Annotated in this window: 17 protein-coding genes; 1 reads left to right on the top strand and 16 read right to left on the bottom strand. The window is 41.4% G+C overall.

Features of this window, described 5'->3' with window-relative positions; genetic code table 11:
* Positions 1-32: 32 nt before the first annotated feature.
* The 16 genes from HHO41_RS00210 to HHO41_RS00135 all read right to left on the bottom strand — a co-directional run bounded on the left by HHO41_RS00210 (position 33) and on the right by HHO41_RS00135 (position 17,906).
* Positions 33-806 carry a hypothetical protein gene (locus HHO41_RS00210; protein ID WP_169094812.1) on the bottom strand — a complete coding sequence of 258 codons (774 nt, stop codon included), beginning with the start codon at positions 804-806 and terminating at the stop codon, positions 33-35.
* Positions 807-818: 12 nt separating this feature from the next.
* Entirely contained in the window at positions 819-2,504 is a 1,686-nt protein-coding gene (locus HHO41_RS00205) for a serine/threonine protein kinase (protein ID WP_169094811.1), read from the bottom strand.
* A 15-nt stretch (positions 2,505-2,519) separates the two neighbouring features.
* On the bottom strand, positions 2,520-3,287 hold the full coding sequence (locus HHO41_RS00200; protein ID WP_169094810.1) for a PP2C family protein-serine/threonine phosphatase: 768 nt from the start codon (positions 3,285-3,287) through the stop codon (positions 2,520-2,522).
* 745 nt (positions 3,288-4,032) lie between these two features.
* Positions 4,033-5,262, bottom strand: a complete 1,230-nt coding sequence (locus HHO41_RS00195) for an FHA domain-containing protein (RefSeq protein WP_169094809.1) — start codon at positions 5,260-5,262, stop codon at positions 4,033-4,035.
* Positions 5,263-5,464: 202 nt separating this feature from the next.
* On the bottom strand, positions 5,465-6,322 hold the full coding sequence (locus HHO41_RS00190; RefSeq protein ID WP_169094808.1) for a hypothetical protein: 858 nt from the start codon (positions 6,320-6,322) through the stop codon (positions 5,465-5,467).
* A gap of 519 nt (positions 6,323-6,841) precedes the next feature.
* Positions 6,842-7,681 carry an ATP-binding protein gene (locus HHO41_RS00185; RefSeq protein ID WP_248278307.1) on the bottom strand — a complete coding sequence of 280 codons (840 nt, stop codon included), beginning with the start codon at positions 7,679-7,681 and terminating at the stop codon, positions 6,842-6,844.
* Between the two features lie 10 nt (positions 7,682-7,691).
* A complete protein-coding gene (locus HHO41_RS00180) occupies positions 7,692-8,492 on the bottom strand; it encodes a hypothetical protein (RefSeq protein WP_169094807.1) in 801 nt (266 codons plus the stop codon).
* Positions 8,480-8,935, bottom strand: a complete 456-nt coding sequence (locus tag HHO41_RS00175; protein ID WP_169094806.1) for a flavodoxin — start codon at positions 8,933-8,935, stop codon at positions 8,480-8,482. Before HHO41_RS00175 ends, HHO41_RS00180 begins: the two co-directional genes overlap by 13 nt.
* Positions 8,936-8,961: 26 nt before the next feature.
* Positions 8,962-11,319: a nitric-oxide reductase large subunit gene (locus HHO41_RS00170; RefSeq protein ID WP_169094805.1), complete on the bottom strand. Its 2,358-nt coding sequence runs from the start codon at positions 11,317-11,319 to the stop codon at positions 8,962-8,964.
* 85 nt (positions 11,320-11,404) lie between these two features.
* Positions 11,405-12,553 carry a phosphomevalonate kinase gene (locus tag HHO41_RS00165; RefSeq protein WP_169094804.1) on the bottom strand — a complete coding sequence of 383 codons (1,149 nt, stop codon included), beginning with the start codon at positions 12,551-12,553 and terminating at the stop codon, positions 11,405-11,407.
* A complete protein-coding gene (gene mvaD / locus HHO41_RS00160) occupies positions 12,550-13,566 on the bottom strand; it encodes a diphosphomevalonate decarboxylase (protein ID WP_169094803.1) in 1,017 nt (338 codons plus the stop codon). The genes HHO41_RS00165 and mvaD overlap by 4 nt, the downstream gene beginning before the upstream one ends.
* Positions 13,523-14,530: a mevalonate kinase gene (mvk, locus tag HHO41_RS00155; protein ID WP_169094802.1), complete on the bottom strand. Its 1,008-nt coding sequence runs from the start codon at positions 14,528-14,530 to the stop codon at positions 13,523-13,525. Before mvk ends, mvaD begins: the two co-directional genes overlap by 44 nt.
* Before the next feature lie 41 nt (positions 14,531-14,571).
* Positions 14,572-15,927: a tripartite tricarboxylate transporter permease gene (locus HHO41_RS00150; protein ID WP_169094801.1), complete on the bottom strand. Its 1,356-nt coding sequence runs from the start codon at positions 15,925-15,927 to the stop codon at positions 14,572-14,574.
* Between the two features lie 2 nt (positions 15,928-15,929).
* Positions 15,930-16,208, bottom strand: a complete 279-nt coding sequence (locus tag HHO41_RS00145) for a hypothetical protein (protein WP_211170987.1) — start codon at positions 16,206-16,208, stop codon at positions 15,930-15,932.
* A gap of 353 nt (positions 16,209-16,561) precedes the next feature.
* Positions 16,562-16,864 carry a chlorite dismutase family protein gene (locus HHO41_RS22215; RefSeq protein ID WP_211170986.1) on the bottom strand — a complete coding sequence of 101 codons (303 nt, stop codon included), beginning with the start codon at positions 16,862-16,864 and terminating at the stop codon, positions 16,562-16,564.
* 322 nt (positions 16,865-17,186) lie between these two features.
* Complete coding sequence (locus tag HHO41_RS00135; RefSeq protein ID WP_169094800.1) at positions 17,187-17,906, bottom strand: Crp/Fnr family transcriptional regulator; 720 nt, start codon at positions 17,904-17,906, stop codon at positions 17,187-17,189.
* A gap of 362 nt (positions 17,907-18,268) precedes the next feature.
* On the opposite strand from HHO41_RS00135, the gene HHO41_RS00130 reads away from it, so the two are divergent.
* Positions 18,269-19,282: a hypothetical protein gene (locus HHO41_RS00130; protein ID WP_169094799.1), complete on the top strand. Its 1,014-nt coding sequence runs from the start codon at positions 18,269-18,271 to the stop codon at positions 19,280-19,282.
* Positions 19,283-19,584 lie beyond the last annotated feature (302 nt).

Genomic DNA, 19,584 nt, shown 5'->3' with positions numbered 1-19,584 from the left:
GTTTATTTGTAAAATCATGAAGTCTATTTGTGTTAAATGGTTTCATTCGTATGTGTAATCTTGATGTCCTTGACAATTTTAAATTCGATTGCCGGATTGGCTTCGTGTTCTTCTTGCTCAAGCTCGCCAGTTGGGTACAGAACCGTTGTGCCGAAGTCGTCGTTTAATACCTCGGTGCCAAAGTCATCGCTTAACACTTCGGTACCAGGATTGTCCGCTAATACCCCGTTTCCTTGAGCATCGGGTAATACCTGCGTACCGTAATCGTCGCTTAACACTTCGGTCTCATATTGGTCTGCTAACACTTCAGTCCCAGTGTCCTGCCCAAGCACCATAGTACCGTCCGTTTGAAACAATACATCTGTGTCAGTTAGGAGCACCTCTGTAGCTGCTGTATCTCGAGCATTTGACACTAGTTCACCAATTTGAATGGTATCACTCCGAGTCTTTGAGGTAGGTGCAGCGGTTTGGTCGGTATTCCCCTGTGCACTTGGCGATATTGGTGCTACCGTTTGGCCTGTTGAACCCCTTCCAGTCAGACGACTTGAACGCGTCGGCATTGCTCCTACAGGCTCCGTCAATGACCCGCGTTCGATATTAAAAGCACTAGGCTTATAACGCTTCTTACCCGAAATCGTATTTTGCTCACGAATCTCTTGAATCTGTCTCGTTGCAGTTCTTCCGCTCAAATCACCGATAATCGCCATAATGTTCATTTTATAAAACAAAATAATCGCGACGATCAGAAGCACTCCTGCCAGGGAAAAGCCGACAATCGAAATGGTGAACCACGTACTTGCATCCATTCCTATCCCTCCCTATTTCCGATATGCATTTTCAATCGCTTTTTCAGTAGTCTCAAAGCGCTTGATTACATCATTTTTAATTGTTTCGGTTTTCTCGGCAGTCACTTCCACATTCCTTGTGCTCTTCTTGACCGATTCGAAGACAGCGCGAATATCTTTTTCTTTTACTCCATCTAACTTGAACTTCCTTGCATAAGTTTCGATGGAATAAATCGTCAATTTATAGAGTTCCAGTTTGACAATCTCATTTTCATCAGGATTTTTAGCAATCATAGTATTCAATTCTTTGATATTTTCCCAATAAGGACGATATTTTCCTTTATCCGATGCCTCTTCAATATGAAGGGTAATATCACGATTGAACTTGCCGATATCGCGATAAATAGTCGCCATTTCGTAATACTCACTCTTTTTCGAGCCATATTGAGCAGCATCCTCAAACCACTGAATCGAGCTTTTCATCCTCGTAATCTGATTGTCACTATCAGCAGACTTCCCGTAATCATAGTAGTACCAATACACCTTTCCAATTTCAAAGGCGAGCTCGGCATAATCAGGATTTTCACGGAACTCAGTTAAATGAAGGTTAATTTTTTTCTTAAAACTCTCTTCTTCCTCAACCGAAAAAGCAGCATCGTCTTTAAACGCACTAATAAGTCCAAGATAAGCATCATTGACAGTTGGCTTAATATCAATGGCCTTTAAATAGTAGTCGATTTTACTCTTATCCGTTGCTGCTTTCTCAGCCATCTGGATGTTTCTGTCATAGTCGGCGTTGTTAGTGCGGATATTCATCACTTGCCCGAATATTCCGACGAGCAAAAACAGCAGCGAACCACCTGCAACAAGACTAAAGTTGCGCAGTTTCCTTTTTTGCTTGGCCCGATAAACATCATCGACCTCTTCATAATGATTAAGCGCGTATAACAGCTCGGCACAGGACTGATAGCGATCATCCGGATTGAGCTGAGTGCATTTTTGAATAATCCGCTCGAGCCCACCAGATAATTGCGGATTCCAATGCCGAATCGGATAGAGCTCATACGGCGGCTCGCAAGGGTTTTGCCCTGTCACCAAATGATAGAGCGTGACCCCCAAACAATAAACATCCGTGCGCGGGTCGGTTTGTCCTTTCCCACCGAACTGCTCAGGCGCAGCATAGCCTTTCGTTCCAAGGCTAACCGTATCTGCCAAATTTTGTTCTTTGTACTCTCTAGCGATACCAAAATCAATCAGCTTCAGATTCCCATCAGGTCTAAGCATCACGTTCGCCGGCTTCATATCGCGGTAAATAATCGGCGGCTTCGATGTATGTAAGTAATCGAGCACTTCACAAAGCTGCTTCGCCCAATCGATAACCACATCCTGCGGCTGAGCCCCATACTCATCTAAAATCTTGCTGAGCGGCTCGCCCTCAATGTAGTCCATGATGACAAAAATAACATTTCCGTTATCGATAATATCGACAATCCGCGGCAATGCCGGATGATCAAGCCGCTTAATCATATTCGCTTCAGCGATGGCACTTTGAATAATAACCTCGTTGTTCCTGTCCCTTGCCCTTTTTTCAATCTCTTTTACAGCCCACTGCTTGTTCAAGCGCTTGTCCATAGCGAGATAGACCTTAGACATTCCTCCTTGTCCAATCAGCTTCAGTATTTCATATTTTCCGTCAATGACGGATCCAATTTGAGCCAAACGAAATCCCCGTCCTTACAGAATTTTAATTAGCATGACTGAAATATTATCCAATTCCTGCCTCGCCTTATTGAGTTCAACCAGTTCAACTGCTTTATTTTTCATAATAGCTTCATCCATTAAGGCTTGTGGCGAGAATGCCTGATATATCTCCGCTTCGGAAATCATATGGCGAAAACCATCCGAACAAAGCATGTAGACATCACCTCGCATCGGTATCCCCGTAATGAATTGTGGCTCCACCAGTTTAGATGCACCAATACACTGCAACAGGACATTTCGGCGCGGATCCACTTTGGCTTGTGCCGGAGTCAGATTACCACGTTTGAGTTCACGTCCCACTACTGTCTGGTCTTCGGTCATAACCTCAAGCTCGCGGTTGATCCGATATACTCTGGAATCCCCGACATGCCCAATTAACATAAATTTTGTATCTATTAAAAGCAGAGCCGTTAAGGTTGTTCCCAATTGAATTCTGATGCTCCGCCCATACTCGGCGATGCGCTGATTCTGCTCCTTAATGATGCGGTCCCAGCGATAACGGATTTCGGCGTAGTCTTTGTGGGCAAGCTGTGCTGGCAGCTCCTGTTCAAACCAGTCCTCGAAGGCATTGACGACACTGGCACTGGCCACCTCACCTTTTGCGAGGCCCCCCATCCCGTCACAGATGATGGCGAGGACAATTTTTCCGATGGATGTCTCGGCAACCTTCAAACACAAGCTATCCTGGTTTGTTGCTTTCTTAATCCCAACATCAGTACATGTTGCTGTTAATACTTCCATTTTTTGAACCTTCTTTGCTAAAAATAATGCTGTGTTTGGCTACGACGTGTATTTTGCGTGGCTGCCGAGCATGTTTTGAACTTATGAGAGCTTCATGAGTTCATTTTGCGCGGTTGCCCAGCATGTTTTGAACTTATGAGAGCTTCATGAGTTCATTTCGCTTGTCAGACTAGCATGTTTTGAACTTATGAGAGCTTTATGAGTTCATTTTGCATGACTGCCGAGCAAGTTTTGAACTTATGAGAGCTTTATGAGTTCATTTTGCATGACTGCCCAGCATGTTTTGAACTTATGAGAGCTTTATGAGTTCATTTCGCGCGGTTGCCCAGCATGTTTTGAACTTATGAGAGCTTTATGAGTTCATTTTGCATGACTGCCGAGCATGTTTTGAACTTATGGGAACTTTATGAGTTCATTTTGCATGACTGCCGGGCATGTTTTGAACTTATGAGAGCTTTATCAAACACTTTCTCTCTTCTCAGCCCCCGTTTTGTTTCATAGAACCCTTTTATGACACATTGTGCAGCTCCAAAACTTGAGTTTTGTTTCATAGAACTCCTCTATGACACACTTTCACTCTGCTCAGCCCCCGTTTTGTTTCATAGAACCCCTCTATGACACACTTTGCAACTCCAAAACTTGAGTTTTGTTTCATAGAACCCCTCTATGACACACTCTCACTCTTTTTAACTCGCGTTTTGGCTCGTAGAGCACATTAGATTGCCCTCAACGCAATAGCCACTACCTAGATATAAAAAACAAAGTCCTCATTTGCGAGTCTGAGCTTTGTTCCTGAAAAAATCTCCACTTCCTTTTGCACTGGAACGGTGCGGCCTTCGACATACGTCTTATTCGTCGAGTTGTTATCAACAATATAGTAACGTCCAGCTTTGGTGAGAATATCGGCATGGCTGCGACTCACTGCGTTGTTATCCCCAATGAAATAATCACAATACCTCCGCTCCTTGCCAATCCGAAAAGAAGGCTTATCCACACTGATTTTTTCTTGATTTTTTTCTCTGATTAAATAAGGATAGCTTGGTTCTTCTAATGAGTCTGCGCCAAGCACCGTCGTCCCATTATCAAAGTTATCTGCACCCAAAACGGTTGTTTCACTAAAGGTTTGTGTTTCTGTCCCTTCTTGAGTTTGGAAGTCGGGGACAACTTTTGTTCCCACAGGTTCTGCTTTTAAAGAAGCACCACAACTCACACAGAAGTTTGCATCTTCCTTATTTGCACAGCCGCAGTTTGCACAAGCCCTCAATTGCGCTTGATTTGATCCTGTTGCACGATTTTGCTGGCCAAACGGATTATAGGCCATATTGCCTGAGTTCCCTTTTTCTCCTGCCAGCTTATTGGATGGATTCTTGCTAGTTTCCAACCGCACCGAATCAGTTGGTAAATAGGATTTATCCTCAACCGTTTTGCCTGTCATTTCAAAGATTAATTTTTCAAAGCCGTTGATTGAAAAAGGTGTATGGTTATTGAAAAACTGCAAATAGTTCGAAACATAACCATGGTCTTCATGCTTTGTAAAAACAACCCGAAACGGCAGTTCCTTAAAAAACTCAGACGTTATATGCTGATTTTGATTGTTCACAATCGGCCAGAAAATGCATTTGAGTTTCTTTGTACGCGGATGAAGGAAGATATAATCAAAATCCAGCATCAGATTGTTCTCATTCATGAAGCTCTTTTTGCAATCTTGAACGATATCAATGAGCTGCATGACAACGTCTAAGAACATTTTCTTCGTGACAATCCCGCTAAAATAAGCCCCCAATGGAATCATGTCGACGATTGCGCTTTTTAAAATAATCCCCTTTTTCGTCGTTTCAGTGTTCACTGGAATAAGAGTCTCTAGCAGTTTCCCGGCAAGCGACTTCAGCTCGCGCTCATTCAGTACCTCCGGATGGACTAATCGATTCGTGACAATATAACTGTTTGTACTCTGTTCCACCGTTGTTCGTCCCATAACTATCTCCCGCTATTAAAATAGTATTCTTTTAAGTTACACTCCATGGGCAAGCAAGCCCATGTTCTTTTTTTCGTGCCAGCCTCACAGCCAATCCGCTCGATTGACCGCTTTAGACTGCGCACTCTTATACTCGCTAGCTGCAAATCTTAGAAAATCAGCGTAGTTTTCTGGTGGTGCCTGGCACCCATAAAGGCACCAACTAGATATTTATGTCTGTCACTGTTCCTTTTTCAATCGTTATGAGTGCGTTTGAGGTCACGGTTCCTAGTCGAGAGTAATAATCTGAAGGGTCCTCATAGTTTGCATAATAGGTATCCTTGATTTCTTTAGGGGTGAATTCATTTAGGAAAAACACATATATTTGTTGCGTACCTATTCTTGAATCTGATACCGCTTTGGCTATCTTGTTTAACAGTAATAATTGATCTTCAAGAGGAGCGCCGTTATCTTTTACAAACAAATAATGATAGGCATAAACACTATTATCTTCCGAATTAAAATAGCTGTCTAAATCCCCCCTACTTTCTCTTAAGCTTTGATAATGATAAGTAGTATTTTCAAATTTCGTTTGAATTAGGTAATCCGTTTCAAGGCTGATTTTTGCTCTAAGCGTTTCATTGAGCTGATTTTGAAATAGTACATTTGCATATGTATCCTCAAAATATGGTTCTACATTTTCCTCCCACTGATCTAGGGATTTTTTACTATCAGATGCCGCACGGTTTAGTAGGGCATCAATCTCCTTCTTGTTATGAATATCGTTGAACTCATTATCATAATTAACTAAGAATTTTATTTTCGGGAATTTTTTATCATAGCACTCCGCAACGATTATTTCATTACCATCAAATCCATCTTCTTTACTCATAGTAGAAACCACAAATTTGTCATGATACTTTGCTTCAAGATACTGGAGGATTATATCTTGGTAATCATCATTAAGCTTTCCACTTGCTTGTCCGCTTGATTTTTTCGCTTGTTGCGAGCAGGCACTGGCCACTATCGCTAATGTTACGGATAAAATTAATAAACTTGTAAACCTATAAATACTTTTCACTCAAACATCGCCTTTCTAGTTCTATTCAGAACATTCAAATTTGAATCCACCGTAGCAATGCGCGATTTTTCGTCTCCAAGTTCCACTTTTGACTGCATTTAGGTTTTTCCAAAGTCGCTCAGCATACTGGCCTCTGTCTATTTAATTGATCAGATTATTATTTAGGCATTATTTCGGTTGCTCCAATAATTCCCATTAATTTCATATGGAAACCATTACCCATTTTACACAAATCGGAATATTTTGTCGATTATCATAAAATCTTAGCACATAAGCAATTTTCACATTATTTCCCGACTAACAGTTGATTAGGCGGGCTTTTGATGTGATAAATGTCACAGGAAATGATTTGCTTTAAATAATTAATTTTTAATCCGAAATAAAAAGTCGGAATATTGTAATATTTTAGACGTTCTTTATATAGGCTGTTTTCGCGATTTGTTCTTTATATCGGTATATCACTGGACACAGATGAAAAAAACACCCTTTCATTAAAGAAAGAGTGTTCCATACTAATTACTAACTATCGCCTCGAAAATTCGACAAACTTCGGGTGGTGCCTGTCACCTTGAGCAGGCGGTAGCTGTGTTGTCCTTTTATGTTTATTATTTGTTGTTTGGCCATGCCGTCGATTATGCGGTCTGTAATTTTTGGGCCGTATTCCTGGTAGAGCTCCTCAAGGTCCATATTTGTCGTCACTAGTAAAGGTTTCGAGAGTCTGGAATTTAAAATGCTGAACATTAATTCCTTCGTCCAGGGAGTGATACCTTCTGCTCCAACGTCATCAAGGATTAATATATCCACTTCAGCCATTGACCTCATCATTTCCAACTCTGTAAAGTCACTATCCTTTAGCCAAGACGCTTTAATCAGTTGCTTTAATCTCGGAACATCAATGAATAGGCACGTTTTGTTTAACTTCGCTTCGACAATTTTACTAATTGCGACAGCCAAGTGGGATTTTCCTAAGCCAGTGCTTCCATAATACAACAGTCGAGCTGGTTTATTTTGTGCCAAAGTTTCAATAAATTCAATCGCCATTTTTGCTGCATGAATTTGCGAATGATTGCTGGGACAATAATTTTCTAAAGTCGCTAGAATTAACGATTGATTGATAGTTGAGCGTTCTCTAAAATAGGTTAATTTTTTTCGCTGTGCATCGCTTAATACCTCTTTAGAAAAATAACAACTGCATTCCTCCGTCAACGTTGTCCATTCACCTTTTTTTGAACCTCCAATTAGCTGCATTCGATAAGTTTTAAGTTCCCGCCCACAGCTCTGACACTGTACGACCGCTACGATCTCCCTTTGCAGGCTAATGCCTTTATGTCCAAGTATTTCAGAAAAAGACCTCATCATACCACCAACTTTAAAAATTCATCATTTTTGCCTCATCATCTAAATCAAGGATGACCAAAGATAACTTTATATCCGTTAATTTTCTAAATGGCTCAATTTCACTTCTTGAAAAATATTGTTTCGCGGCATATTCCATCACACTATTCATGTCCGGTTTGCCATACTGGATTAGCTTCTGAACCAGCAACTTATCTGTAACATTGTCAGTTTGATAAACACACGGTTTTTGCACTCTCGAGACTGAACCATATTTATGGTTGATTTTCCCGGCAGCTAACAGTTGCTGACAGGTCCCCAACGCCTTTTTTAACATTTCATACTGATGTTTTGCCGCTTTCAAGCGGAGCAAATTCTCACGTTTACGTTTTGACGCCTCTTCTAAAGTTAAAGTTAACGCAAAATCCTCAAGTGGATTTATTTTCACCAGCTCTTTTCCAACATTGTTTAACGTCGGCTTTATGAAAAAGGCTGGGGGCTCACTGTATGGTGCAAACATTTCCAACAGCGCACGGTCTTTGTTAAGATTCGTGCTTGTAAGTTTAGTCAACTTCTGCAGTAACCCCCGGTCATACAAAAATTCATTTAGCCCAGGATAATCGTAGTCATAAATTTGTTTTGGGATAAATTTTGCGACAAGATGATTGCCAATTTCATGTCTTTTCCACTCGTACGAAATGAGGTAATCACAAATCAATTTATTTAAGCAATCCTTTTCCTGAGTTAAGCTTTTCAGCTCCTGATAAAAACCACACTCAATGTACTCCTCAATTAGCTTTGCAGCAGCAGGGTTTGATTGGGTTAGTGTGCCCACACAAGCTCCAACGCTTGTGTTAATTTTTTACAATACAGGCGACAACTTTCGTTAAGATTGTCTTCTGATTCCCGATCCGTTTTTAATCCGTCAACGAGGATTCGGCCGCCTTGTCCCTTTACCGTTTCCTCCAGAATATCAACTGCCTTAGCAAAGTGAGTATAGGAAGAATCGCCAGCGCCGAATATCGCAAATATCTTTCCAGTTAAATCCGTGTGGCGCAATTCGTCATAAAAATCGACCAATTCGTCAGGTAGCTCTCCATCTCCCCACGTATAGCTGCCGATGAGGATCATGTCGTAAGAAATCAATTCCTCCGCTTGGACCTCGATTGAATCTTTTAAAACCACGCGCTTGTCTACCTTCATTAACTCCTCGGCAATGATATTGGCCATTTGTTCCGTGGTCCCGGTCATACTCGTATAAATAATGATGATATCCATTCATTTTCCCGCTCCTTTAATACGATTTAATCTTCACTTATCGTTAAATCTTTTACTGGCAATGGTTCATTTTCACCATGAGTGGGTTTACGAATATGCAAGAAAGATTTTATGCAAAAGAAAACTAAACCAACAACACCTATTAAGAAAATGGTGTCAGGTACTGCTCGGAACAAGAGTAAATTCTGGACCAATTTTTCGCTAAAGAAAATATTTGGATCACGCGATGCCCAATATCCCTGATCATACGCAAGCTTCAACTGCACTAAGCCGATTGGTAACAACGTAATAAAGACCATCCCCGCTAGTCCAATATTTAACATCCAGCAGACAAATTTTAATAATCTATCATTCCAAACCTTTGGATTAACAATATTTCTTAAGGCGAACAATAGTAAAGCAATCGCAAACATTCCATAAACGCCCATCATCGAAGCATGCCCGTGTGCTGGTGTTAACTGCTGCCCATGCTCAAAGTAATTGACGGCTGGTAGATTAATGAGGAATCCTAATACACCCGCCCCAATTAAATTCCATAATGCGGTTGAAATCAGGAACCAGAATGTTGATTTGTATGGGAAGTCCACCCCACCATCACGTAGCATTTTATATTGTTCATAAGCTTCTAAAATTAATAATGTAAGTGGGATAATCTCAAGTGCTGAAAAAACGGACCCTAATGCAATCCATATTTCCGCCGCGCCATTATAGTAATAATGGTGGCCAATACCAATAACCCCACTACCTAGTAAAATCGTAATCTGGAAATATAATGCTTTTGTCGTTGAGCTTTTCGTCACGAGATTCATATGAACTAACAAGAAACCGATGATCACAACGGCAAAGACTTCAAAGATTCCTTCAACCCATAGGTGGACAATCCACCAACGCCAGTAATCGGCCATCGTATAGCTTGTGTCAGGTTGAATGAAAAAGGCAAAACCATAAAAGAGCGGAACCGCAATGGATGCATAAAATAAAAGATGAACAAGACCGCCTTTATCATCCTCACGCTTAAGCGCCCTTTTGATTCCTCTAAACACTATAAATAACCAAATGATCATTCCGATGGCAAGAATATATTGCCAGAATCTACCTAACTCTAAATACTCCCAGCCTTGGTGACCAAACATGAACCAGCCATTGCCGAGGTATCCTTTAACACCTAACCATTGGCCAAGCATACTGCCAAATACTAATACCACCAATGCCCAGAATAAAATATCAACAAGCAAACCTTGATGCTTAGGTTCACGTCCACCCACAAGCGGTGCTACATAAATCCCTAAACCAAGCCAAGCAGTCGCGATCCAGAAAATGGCGAGCTGGAGGTGCATTCCTTTTGAGATGCTGAATGGTAACAGGTCTGCGATCCACTTAATTCCAAAGAAACTATCAGGTTCTGTATAGTAATGAGCTAAGAGGGCGCCAAACATTACTTGAATAAAAAAGAGAATCGAGACAATTACAAAGTACTTACCGGCTTTAACCTGTGACAAAGTGACCGGAATCGAATGCAAATTGATTTTCGGGAAATTCCCAGGTGTATATGCTTCCTTCATTCCTAAGTGGTACCGGTAAAATAAAAATAAAATGATGGCCATAAATAGGGCTAAAATTGTTATACTAGCCCCACTCCAAAAAATAGAGGAATAGGTCAGAACGTTACCAGCATCCTCAAAGTAAGGCCAATTATTCGTGAAGGAAATCGTGTCATTTGGGCGATTTGTACTGGATAACCAGGCTGTCCAGAAAAAGAAGTCGGCTACCTGATTGATTTGATCACCCTTATCCACCCAAGCACGATTTTTCGCAGGTAAATCCTTCTCCTGAATCAGATTAGCTTGTATACCCCAGCCATCACCCTCTGTGAACACATGATAATAGTGCTTGCGCACTTGTTCTAATCCGTGAACTTGAGCATTTGTTAATACAAGCGTATCCGTTTCTTCGTTATAGCGATTTTTACGGATTTCCTTAGTTACTCTATCTCGAATAACCGTTTGCTTAGCCTCGGTAAGGTCATGAAACAGCTTTCCTGCTTCTTGTTGCGCATAGTAATCTTGCATTCCTTGCGTATATATTTTCAAAGCTTCCGCTGTATAATCCGGGCCCATATATGAACCGTTGCCTAAGACACTACCATAATCCATCAGCGCATATTTTTGAAAAACGGCTTGTCCTCCTTTAATCGAACTTTTTGTAAATAGGACATCGCCAGCCTGATTGACTACGAGCGGTCTGGGCGCTTGATTCTTAAATATCCAAAAGCCTCCTACTAATAAAACTGTGAACACAACTAGTAATGTGGCAATACAAACAGATTTGATAAAACCATTTTTCGTGCTATTTTTCTTTAGAGAATTTACATACGTTGTTGGCATATTAACCCCTCTCCTGATTAGGAATCATATATTTCGACAAAATTCGGGTGGTGCCTGGCACCGGTTGGCACCGGTTAGCACCGATTTAGGAGCTCATGTATTCTTTTAGTGAGGCTTCACAGTTGTATTCGGTTACTGTTGCTCCAGCTGGTGATACTGTTATTTTCAAGGGTGTGATTCCGGCAGTTTTCCATAAGCGGTGGAGCTCTTCAACTTGGTCTGCTTCACCCAGCACAAAAGCAATGCCGCAATCACCAGCGCCAGCACCGGACGATTTTCCGCTGCCAGTCTCCTCGGCCATCTGGCATAAAGCTTTGAGTTTTGCTGTTTCAATTGATATTCCGGCTTCCTCACTAAGCATCAACAACGCTTTACGATTTTGCGTTAAACTCGAAATCGCTCCAAGGCTATCTCCTTCATGAAAACTATTAATCAAGGAGGTCACTGCCTGCGAGCTTTCCGCCAGAAAACGAGCATAAGCCGTTTTATTCCAAACTTGAAATTTTTTAAACTCGTTAATTAACGGGGCTGTAGACGCTTCTTCTGCAGTCCAGCCAACACACAATCTTAATTGGGCTGGTGGCTGGATCGGGCTAATCGATAAACCGGGCCAAGTTTTATTAATTAAATCACTTAATTGATCAACCTCTTGGGATTGGGCCAGAACCCATTTGGGTTGATACGCGGTGTAACAAATCCAACCACCGTATGTTGAAGCAGCAATATCTACGCCCGAGCCATTTTTTTGCGTCCGCAAATGTGCAATGGCTGATAATTTAAAAATTTGTTCGAGCGTCGGTTGTGAGTTTCTAGGACTATATAAAACAAGCATGGCTGAAATGACTGCTACTACCACAGCAGCACTGGAGCCTAAACCATATTTTCGCCCGGTAGCTGGGTCATTCAGTTCACTTTTAATCGATAAATGAAACGGTTGAACTGAAATGTCTTGTTCCTGCAAAAACTGATGTGCCACCTCAATGGCATTTTGAATATATTTCAAGCGGGCATCAGCTCTGTTAAACTGAACAACCCGATTATTGATTTTCCATGCCACAGAATGAAGTCCCAACTGCGGCAGTGAAACCTGATTCTGTTTACTTGGTTCGATATAAGCGGAGAGATAACGATCAACAGCAGCGACAATTGCCTGTTGCTTAGGTTCAAGGACTGCGTAATCACCGGCGATTAATAGCTTACCTGGAACTTTTACCCGATAGCTTGAATAGGTCATTGCTTTTCACCTCTACACGTTTTTGATGGTTTTAAATTAGATAAGTACTTGACTCCTTGGCCCGGATGGCATATATGTACCTCCTGAACAATCGGTACATTGATCAGAGCATCATACACAATCTGCTCATCCTTTGGCTGGCAAAGAATCTTTACATTCGGTCCAGCATCAATCGTAAAGTAGGCTTGAATCCCTTTAGACCGCAACGTATACACTTCTTGAATGACTTCAAATGTTGCGCTAGTCCAATATGAAAATGGCGGGGTGGCAGCTAGTGTCGTTGCATGCATTTTCAGCGCATTGGCCTCGGCGACCTCACCAAGCTTTTCGAAATCCCGATCCTTAATCGCTTCCTTGGCTGTTTGAAAATCTTGTTCAACCGTCGTCAGCCACCCCGAATAGAAGGAAGATGTCTCAACGGTTCGCTTCATTCCGTCTCTACTTGTGATGCCTTTAGGTTTGGATGTAAGTTGTACGGATAGAATGCTCAAATCCCAATCTTTTTCACTAATAATCGGCTTTGCAAATGAATCTGTTCCATCTGGCTTTTCGCCCTTTTGCCATTCTACAAAACCACCATGGATGGAGCGACAAGCAGAACCAGAGCCTTGGCGGGCTAATTTAGATAAGCTTTCTCCTTCTAAGTTAAGTCCTAGCGCCTTTGAAGCCGCTGCGGTTAACGCCGCAAAGCCAGATGCCGAGGATGCAAAACCGGCTGCAGTTGGCACATTGTTGGTCGAATTCACGACCGCACGATATCCTTTTCCTGACAGCTGTCTAATTCGATCAAGAAACCGTGTAATTTTAGCTAAATCATGTTCGCTAGCAAGTTGATTATTTAATACAAACACGTCTACTGAGAGACATGAACAAAATTCAACAGTCGTAGTTGTATAGAACTTATCAAGCGTAATGGATAGACTGCTATTCATTGGTAAAAATAGCGATTCATCCCGCTTGCCCCAATATTTAATGAGCGCAATATTTGTATAAGCTCGTGCAGTTGCCTTCATTAATCGTCTCACCTTCATTTCCTGCTTCTAGTTTAAAATACCAAGAATTACACGCCCCAGCAGTCATCAACCTGTTAGCCATCGCCTTTGCATGTGGTAAGCTCTTAGCAAGCGCCAGCACACAACCACCGAGGCCTCCACCGGTAAGCTTGGCGCCAAGCGCTCCGGCATTTCGGGCAACGTCAATCAGATGATTAATCCCGGCATCACTTACACCGATTGCGATTAGCTCAGCTTGAGCTAAATCTAATAATCTTCCTAAACGCTTTCGCTCCCCCCGAGCCAAGGCAAGCCTCGCCTCATGCGTAAGCATTTCCAGCTGCGCCAAGGATTCTTTTGTTTTTTTCGGATGGTTTTCAAACGCCTTCCTAACATTTGAAACTGCTAAATGAGTATCACCAAACCTTCCAGTGTCAGCAACTACTAAATAAAGGGGGCGAGCGATATGCAGTGCCTCGATTGGCCTACCTTTTTGAAACCAAAGGGGCTTAGCACTTGAAGCGGTATACATATCGATGCCACTAGGATTACCATGCGCATATGTTTCTGCGATATGGACAAGCGACATAAGCGTATGATGATGAAGTTTTTTGTTAAAAAAGGCAAATAAACTTTTGACAATCGCCAGCGCAATCGCAGCGCTTGAGCCCAGGCCTCGCCCAATTGGAATCGAGGAATGAATCGTGATCAATAACCCGGATTGTGGTTCGTTAAGCCTGGTTAATGTCTCAGTGATGCAAGCTGCGAGACCACGTAATTTCACCGGGACATTCACAAGCGGTCCCTGAAAAAAATCACAATTAAACGTTAATGGATCTGGTATCGCTTCTACCGTTGCCCACACTTTAAGTGAAGTGAACGGAATAGCAATCGCCGGCATACCATAGACAACTGAATGCTCGCCTAACAAAATCAACTTCCCGTGCGCGCTGCCAATTGAGCATGTTTGAGGTAACTGGATCATTTCCTTACATCTCCTACTTAAACGGAATTATTTGTCCCACATTAACCGACTAATTTTGTGATAATCCAAGGTGCTGAATAAAGAACCATGAATTGAACACCGTAATTCACCCCTAAACGATGAAGAACGCCAGCAACAAGTCCAATTAGTAAAACACCGCCAACATTAATCCAGCCGGCATCCATATAAGATAGCAATAGCACTAAACTAAAGAACAAGCCTAAGATTGCCTCATGGGGGATTCGTCTAAATACAAATGCACATATTTGCCCGGAGTACTTTATCGTAATAAAGTATGTCATTGTTAAAGCAATCACCGCTCCAATGAGTGTAGCCCAAACAAACCATGAGTTCGTGAGAATATGATGCATATTATGCTCCAGAGTAAATACAGGTGGAGCATTAAAGAGGGCATTTGCTGGACCAATCGCCATCGGTGACAGTGGAATTCCTAAAGCAATTAACGGGATTAGCGTTCCTGCGATATACGTTGCATTCGCTAATGCCTCCATACAAGCGATAGACAAGCTTGCTTTCTTGACCGGATCTTTGACTTTGCTCGAAAAAACCTCCCCTAAGAAAATCGTCATCCCAACCGGACTCATAATAAAGGTGACAGAGCCGATGAGAGAAGCAAGCGCACTCAACCCCAATTCCTGTTTGGTTAAAATCTGGAACGGATTCGGGATTCCATTTGTGTGTGTTGTTTTATTTAAATAAATCGTTTTCTTATCAAACCGTTCTAACTGATCTCTTTTTTCCTTATTTAAAAGTTCAAATAATGTCAAAATGACCGGACCGATGGTGATCCCTAAGAAAAAAGATACAAACACATTCGTCCCGGTAGCGACAGCCCCTACGCCCCAATACAAATGACGCAAGCCTTGAATTAAGAGCGCCAATGGAATAATCGATGCCAGGGCCAGCCATCTATTTTTAGACATAAGCGCTAGAAAAACCGCTCCAATGAGAAACAATGGATTAGCATATTCTTTAATCACATCGGCGACGGGAATTAAAGCACTGGCCAATAGCAAGCTCACTGGTACAGCAACGATTGTTCCAATTGCCGAGCCGGACGCCATCTTACGAATACTCAAATCGGACATACCATGCTTTTTTAAAACCATGGCGTGCTCAACCATCGGTGTCGCCATAACGCCACCCGGTATCCCCGCTAAAGCAACAGGAATGGAATCGGTTAGTTTGCTGGCGACAATCGCTGCCATAAAGAAGGACAAGATTACCGCAGGGTGCAATCCCGAAAGCACAAGCGCTAAAGTGACTGGTGCAATTGTTGCCGTTTCATCGGTACCAGGTGCGATTCCAATCACGGTGTAAGCTGCAGCAGCAATCAGCGCCGCCGCAACCATTTGTAAAATAATGATTGTATCCAAGCTTATGAGTCCTCCCTTGTGATGTCACGAATCAATCGTTTTGGTTTGATGATGATGCTGCAAAAAATAAAACCGAGTAGGGCACCGATCAAACCATAAAACAATGGCTTTGGCGCTTGATTTGGCGCAATAAAATATCCCATTAATGTAGTTGTGCTGCAGATGAACAGCGATAGAATTAAGCTTTTTATTTTAACAAGGTCTTCCCAAACCTCGATATGTTCTGGTTTGGATTCTTCAATTTGCGAATATGGAATACTCTTTATCTTGAAGTCTGCCAACAGGTTCAACTCCTTTTATCGTTAAGGTTTTGAGTAAAAATACATTTATTAGGTTGTGGTTGAGCTATAGGTTTATTATAGTGATAATGATTATCATTATTAATTGACCACCATCAAGTTTTTACTTTTTTTAAAGCAGAGAAATCATTTATTACTTTTTTCATAACCTTTATAAATCAAACAAAAAAAGAACTAGATTTATGAGCATGACGCCCAAATCATCAGTTCTTTTTAACAAGCCTAAATCATTTGTTTCAAATGACAGCAGCCATTCATCAGCTCCTAATCCGAAAGCGTGTACTATAGTCTCGAGGCGGTATTCCGATTTGGACGATGTTGGATGTTCTAAAAACTCAAATGGCTTCGTCACCCCAGTAAAAGCATGGGTTGTCCACTGCTTTTCCAAATTTTGAGCGGCGCAGTTCAAGCTGCAAATCTTGCATATCTTCAAACCGGTCTGCGTACATCCACAGTAAAATATCTGTTTGTGCTTGGAAAGTTTGAGCTACATAGGCACCGCGAAGCCACACCCGCCCATTGTATTTTTCAAATAAATTTTCTACATCTTGGATCGATTCCCGTTTTTCCTGCTCGGTAAGTTCATCCCAGCGTGATGTATATTTTATCGCTAAATGTCCTGTGAATTGTTCAACCATACCGTTTTCTCCTTTGTGATGATTCCAATTTGCGGATTTTCCCATAAGGGTTTTCTGATGAGTTTCATTAAATATTGCCTGTAAATATTTAAATCGAGAATCTTCTAGCAATGAGATAAGTTCATTCTTCGTAAAATATTGATTCGCCTCCAACCTCTTTATTATTATAGTGATAATGATTTTCATCATTAATTGACCGTGATCAAGTTTTTCATTTTTTTAGGCAAATTAAAAAACATCTGCTGATTTTTACACAACAGATGCTTTAAGGGGGGCCTTGGTTATGATTTTTCCTATAACAATACGAAATATCATGATTATTTTATACAGATAATAAACCTTCTAAATCTAATATCTCAATTCTTTTCCGTTTCTTTTGATTGATGTATCCCATTTCTTCAAGATCATATAACTTCCGGCTCAACGTCTCCGGTGTGGTGCCTAAATAGGATGCTAGATTCTTTCTACTCATAGGTAACACAAACTCTTTTGATTGGCTGTCTGAATCGATACACTCAGCTAAAAATAGGGCAATCCGTGTTTCCGCCTTCTCTGTCGCAAACCGTGTTGCCTGTTTTTCTGACAGCTCGAGGCGATTTGAAAACTCCGCTAAAATTTTTAAGGAAATCGATGGATATTTTAACAGAAATTCATGTAGGTCCGTCCGTTCAATCCGACAAACCTCTGTCTCCTCGATTGCTTCCGCATAGGATTCATGAATAGTTTCATTAAATAAAGCTAGTTCCCCTGTGAAATCGCCAGGATTCAAAATGCGCACGACCTGTTCTTTTCCAGCCTCAGACAATCTATAAATTTTAATTTTCCCCTTGTTCACAATATAAAGTGAAGCTGATTGATTTCCAGCGTGATAGACCATTTCCCCTCTTTTATAGGAAATAGATTTGGCCGTCGCCATCACTTCTTTCATTTGTTCCACTTCCAAATGGTCAAATATCGGGACTAAAGATACACACAACTTAGAAGAAGAATCATCACCATGATGATGACACCGAAAATGATTATGTGCCCCATTACACTCCATCGCTACTACACCTCCAAAAGGGGAACGAGGGACTGTGAGACATTTGTTGCGTTCCCTGATTTTTTACATTTTTATTTGCAGACGAACAAAACTCCATTTTGAACTAACCATCTCGTCAATTTGATAGCACTTATACCCTTATCATAAAGAAAAATGCACTAAATGAAATTGATTTGAATCAAGACGTCTAGATATTTAGACGTTTTCTGGGAAAATGTAGGGAAACGAAATATCTACTTTTTCCTAAATTTCAGTTTATTTTGTGTTATTATCGTTTTATGGAATTATTTAGAAGCGAAAATTCCCACTCCAAGATGGCACATAGAGTTGGTTGAATTTATTTTGAAAGGAAAGAAAGCAATATGATAAATATAGGAAGGAAAGCACTGATTACTTCCGGTATCGTGATTGTGCTTTCTGCGGGCGGTATCATTACATACCTGAGCAATGATAACTCTAACGATAAGGCAACAACAAACCAGACTTCTTCTGCAAAAAGCACAGCAGTGGCAAGTGAAACAAAAAGCGAGGCCTTTATGAGAAATGCGCCAATTGAAAGCATCATTCTCGGAAAGTTCTATTATGGAGACGATGCTAATAAAGGAGCAAACAGCAAAACGTCAGCAGCTTCATCTAACAAAACAAGCATTGACGAACAGCTATTCATCTCTGCTTCTGAAAAATTTATTTCAGCAGAGTTGCTTAACAGAGCGACTGCATACATCGGTAGGTCAAAGAGTGAGCTTGAAGCGACAAATACTGCCAACCCAGAGCACATCGAATTAATTTATAATGGAAAGAACGTAGTGGAGGCGGTAACTCTTGATATTACACCAACCACTCCAAAGAATTTAATTAAATATGTAGGTAAACCATCTTATCAATTGAAAGATGAAGCTTACCTGTACCATGGACAAACATACGATTTTATCATCTATACAAACGAAGGCAAAAAGTTCACTAAACTGACGCTCCTCCCAGTACTTGAGCAATCGGAACTAAAGCAAGATAACAATGCTGCAGTTGTTGCGGACCAGGAAACTACGGAAGAACAGTCCGATACTGTGAGCCCCTCCAAAAATAAGAAAAATAGCGACGAGACTCCTCAAAAGCCAGCTCGGAAGAATGCTTCAACTACCATATGGCAAACTAAGCCATCAGGAACAAGCTCATCTTCGCCTGCACCTGCTGTACCTGGGAATAGCAACGCAACACCAGCTCCACCACAAGATAACGGAGCACCTGCTACCCCAACAGTTCCGGAGGACCCAAAGCCAGATCCGACGCCAACGCCTGAACCACCAAAGGATCCAACCCCTTCTGAACCACCAGGAGACACAGGCTCTGAAGAAACACCAACAGCACCAGCTCAATAAGCATTCACAAAGCAAAGGACCAGAACCAGTCCTTTGCTTTTTTTATTCTCTCGATCAACTCCGCGTGTGCCACCCATTCGACAAAACTCGGGGCGTGCCTGGCACCTTATGTTTTTCGACAAACTTCGGGGCGTACCTGGCACCTTAATGGGCTCCTTTTACACAACTATACAAAACCAAACAAAACTAAACATAACATAACAAAAGTCATTGACAGCAAATTTAACCCTACTTATATTTAATAATATAAATATAATAAAATCCGGGATCTATATCCGTCTTTCTTCTATATTATATAGCAC

It is taken from the genome of Bacillus sp. DNRA2 (genome assembly GCF_012843265.1).
Taxonomy (GTDB): Bacteria; Bacillota; Bacilli; order Bacillales; family Cytobacillaceae; genus Bacillus_BU.
Note: the sequence above shows the minus strand (reverse complement) of the source record. Positions and strands in the feature narration are given on the sequence as shown.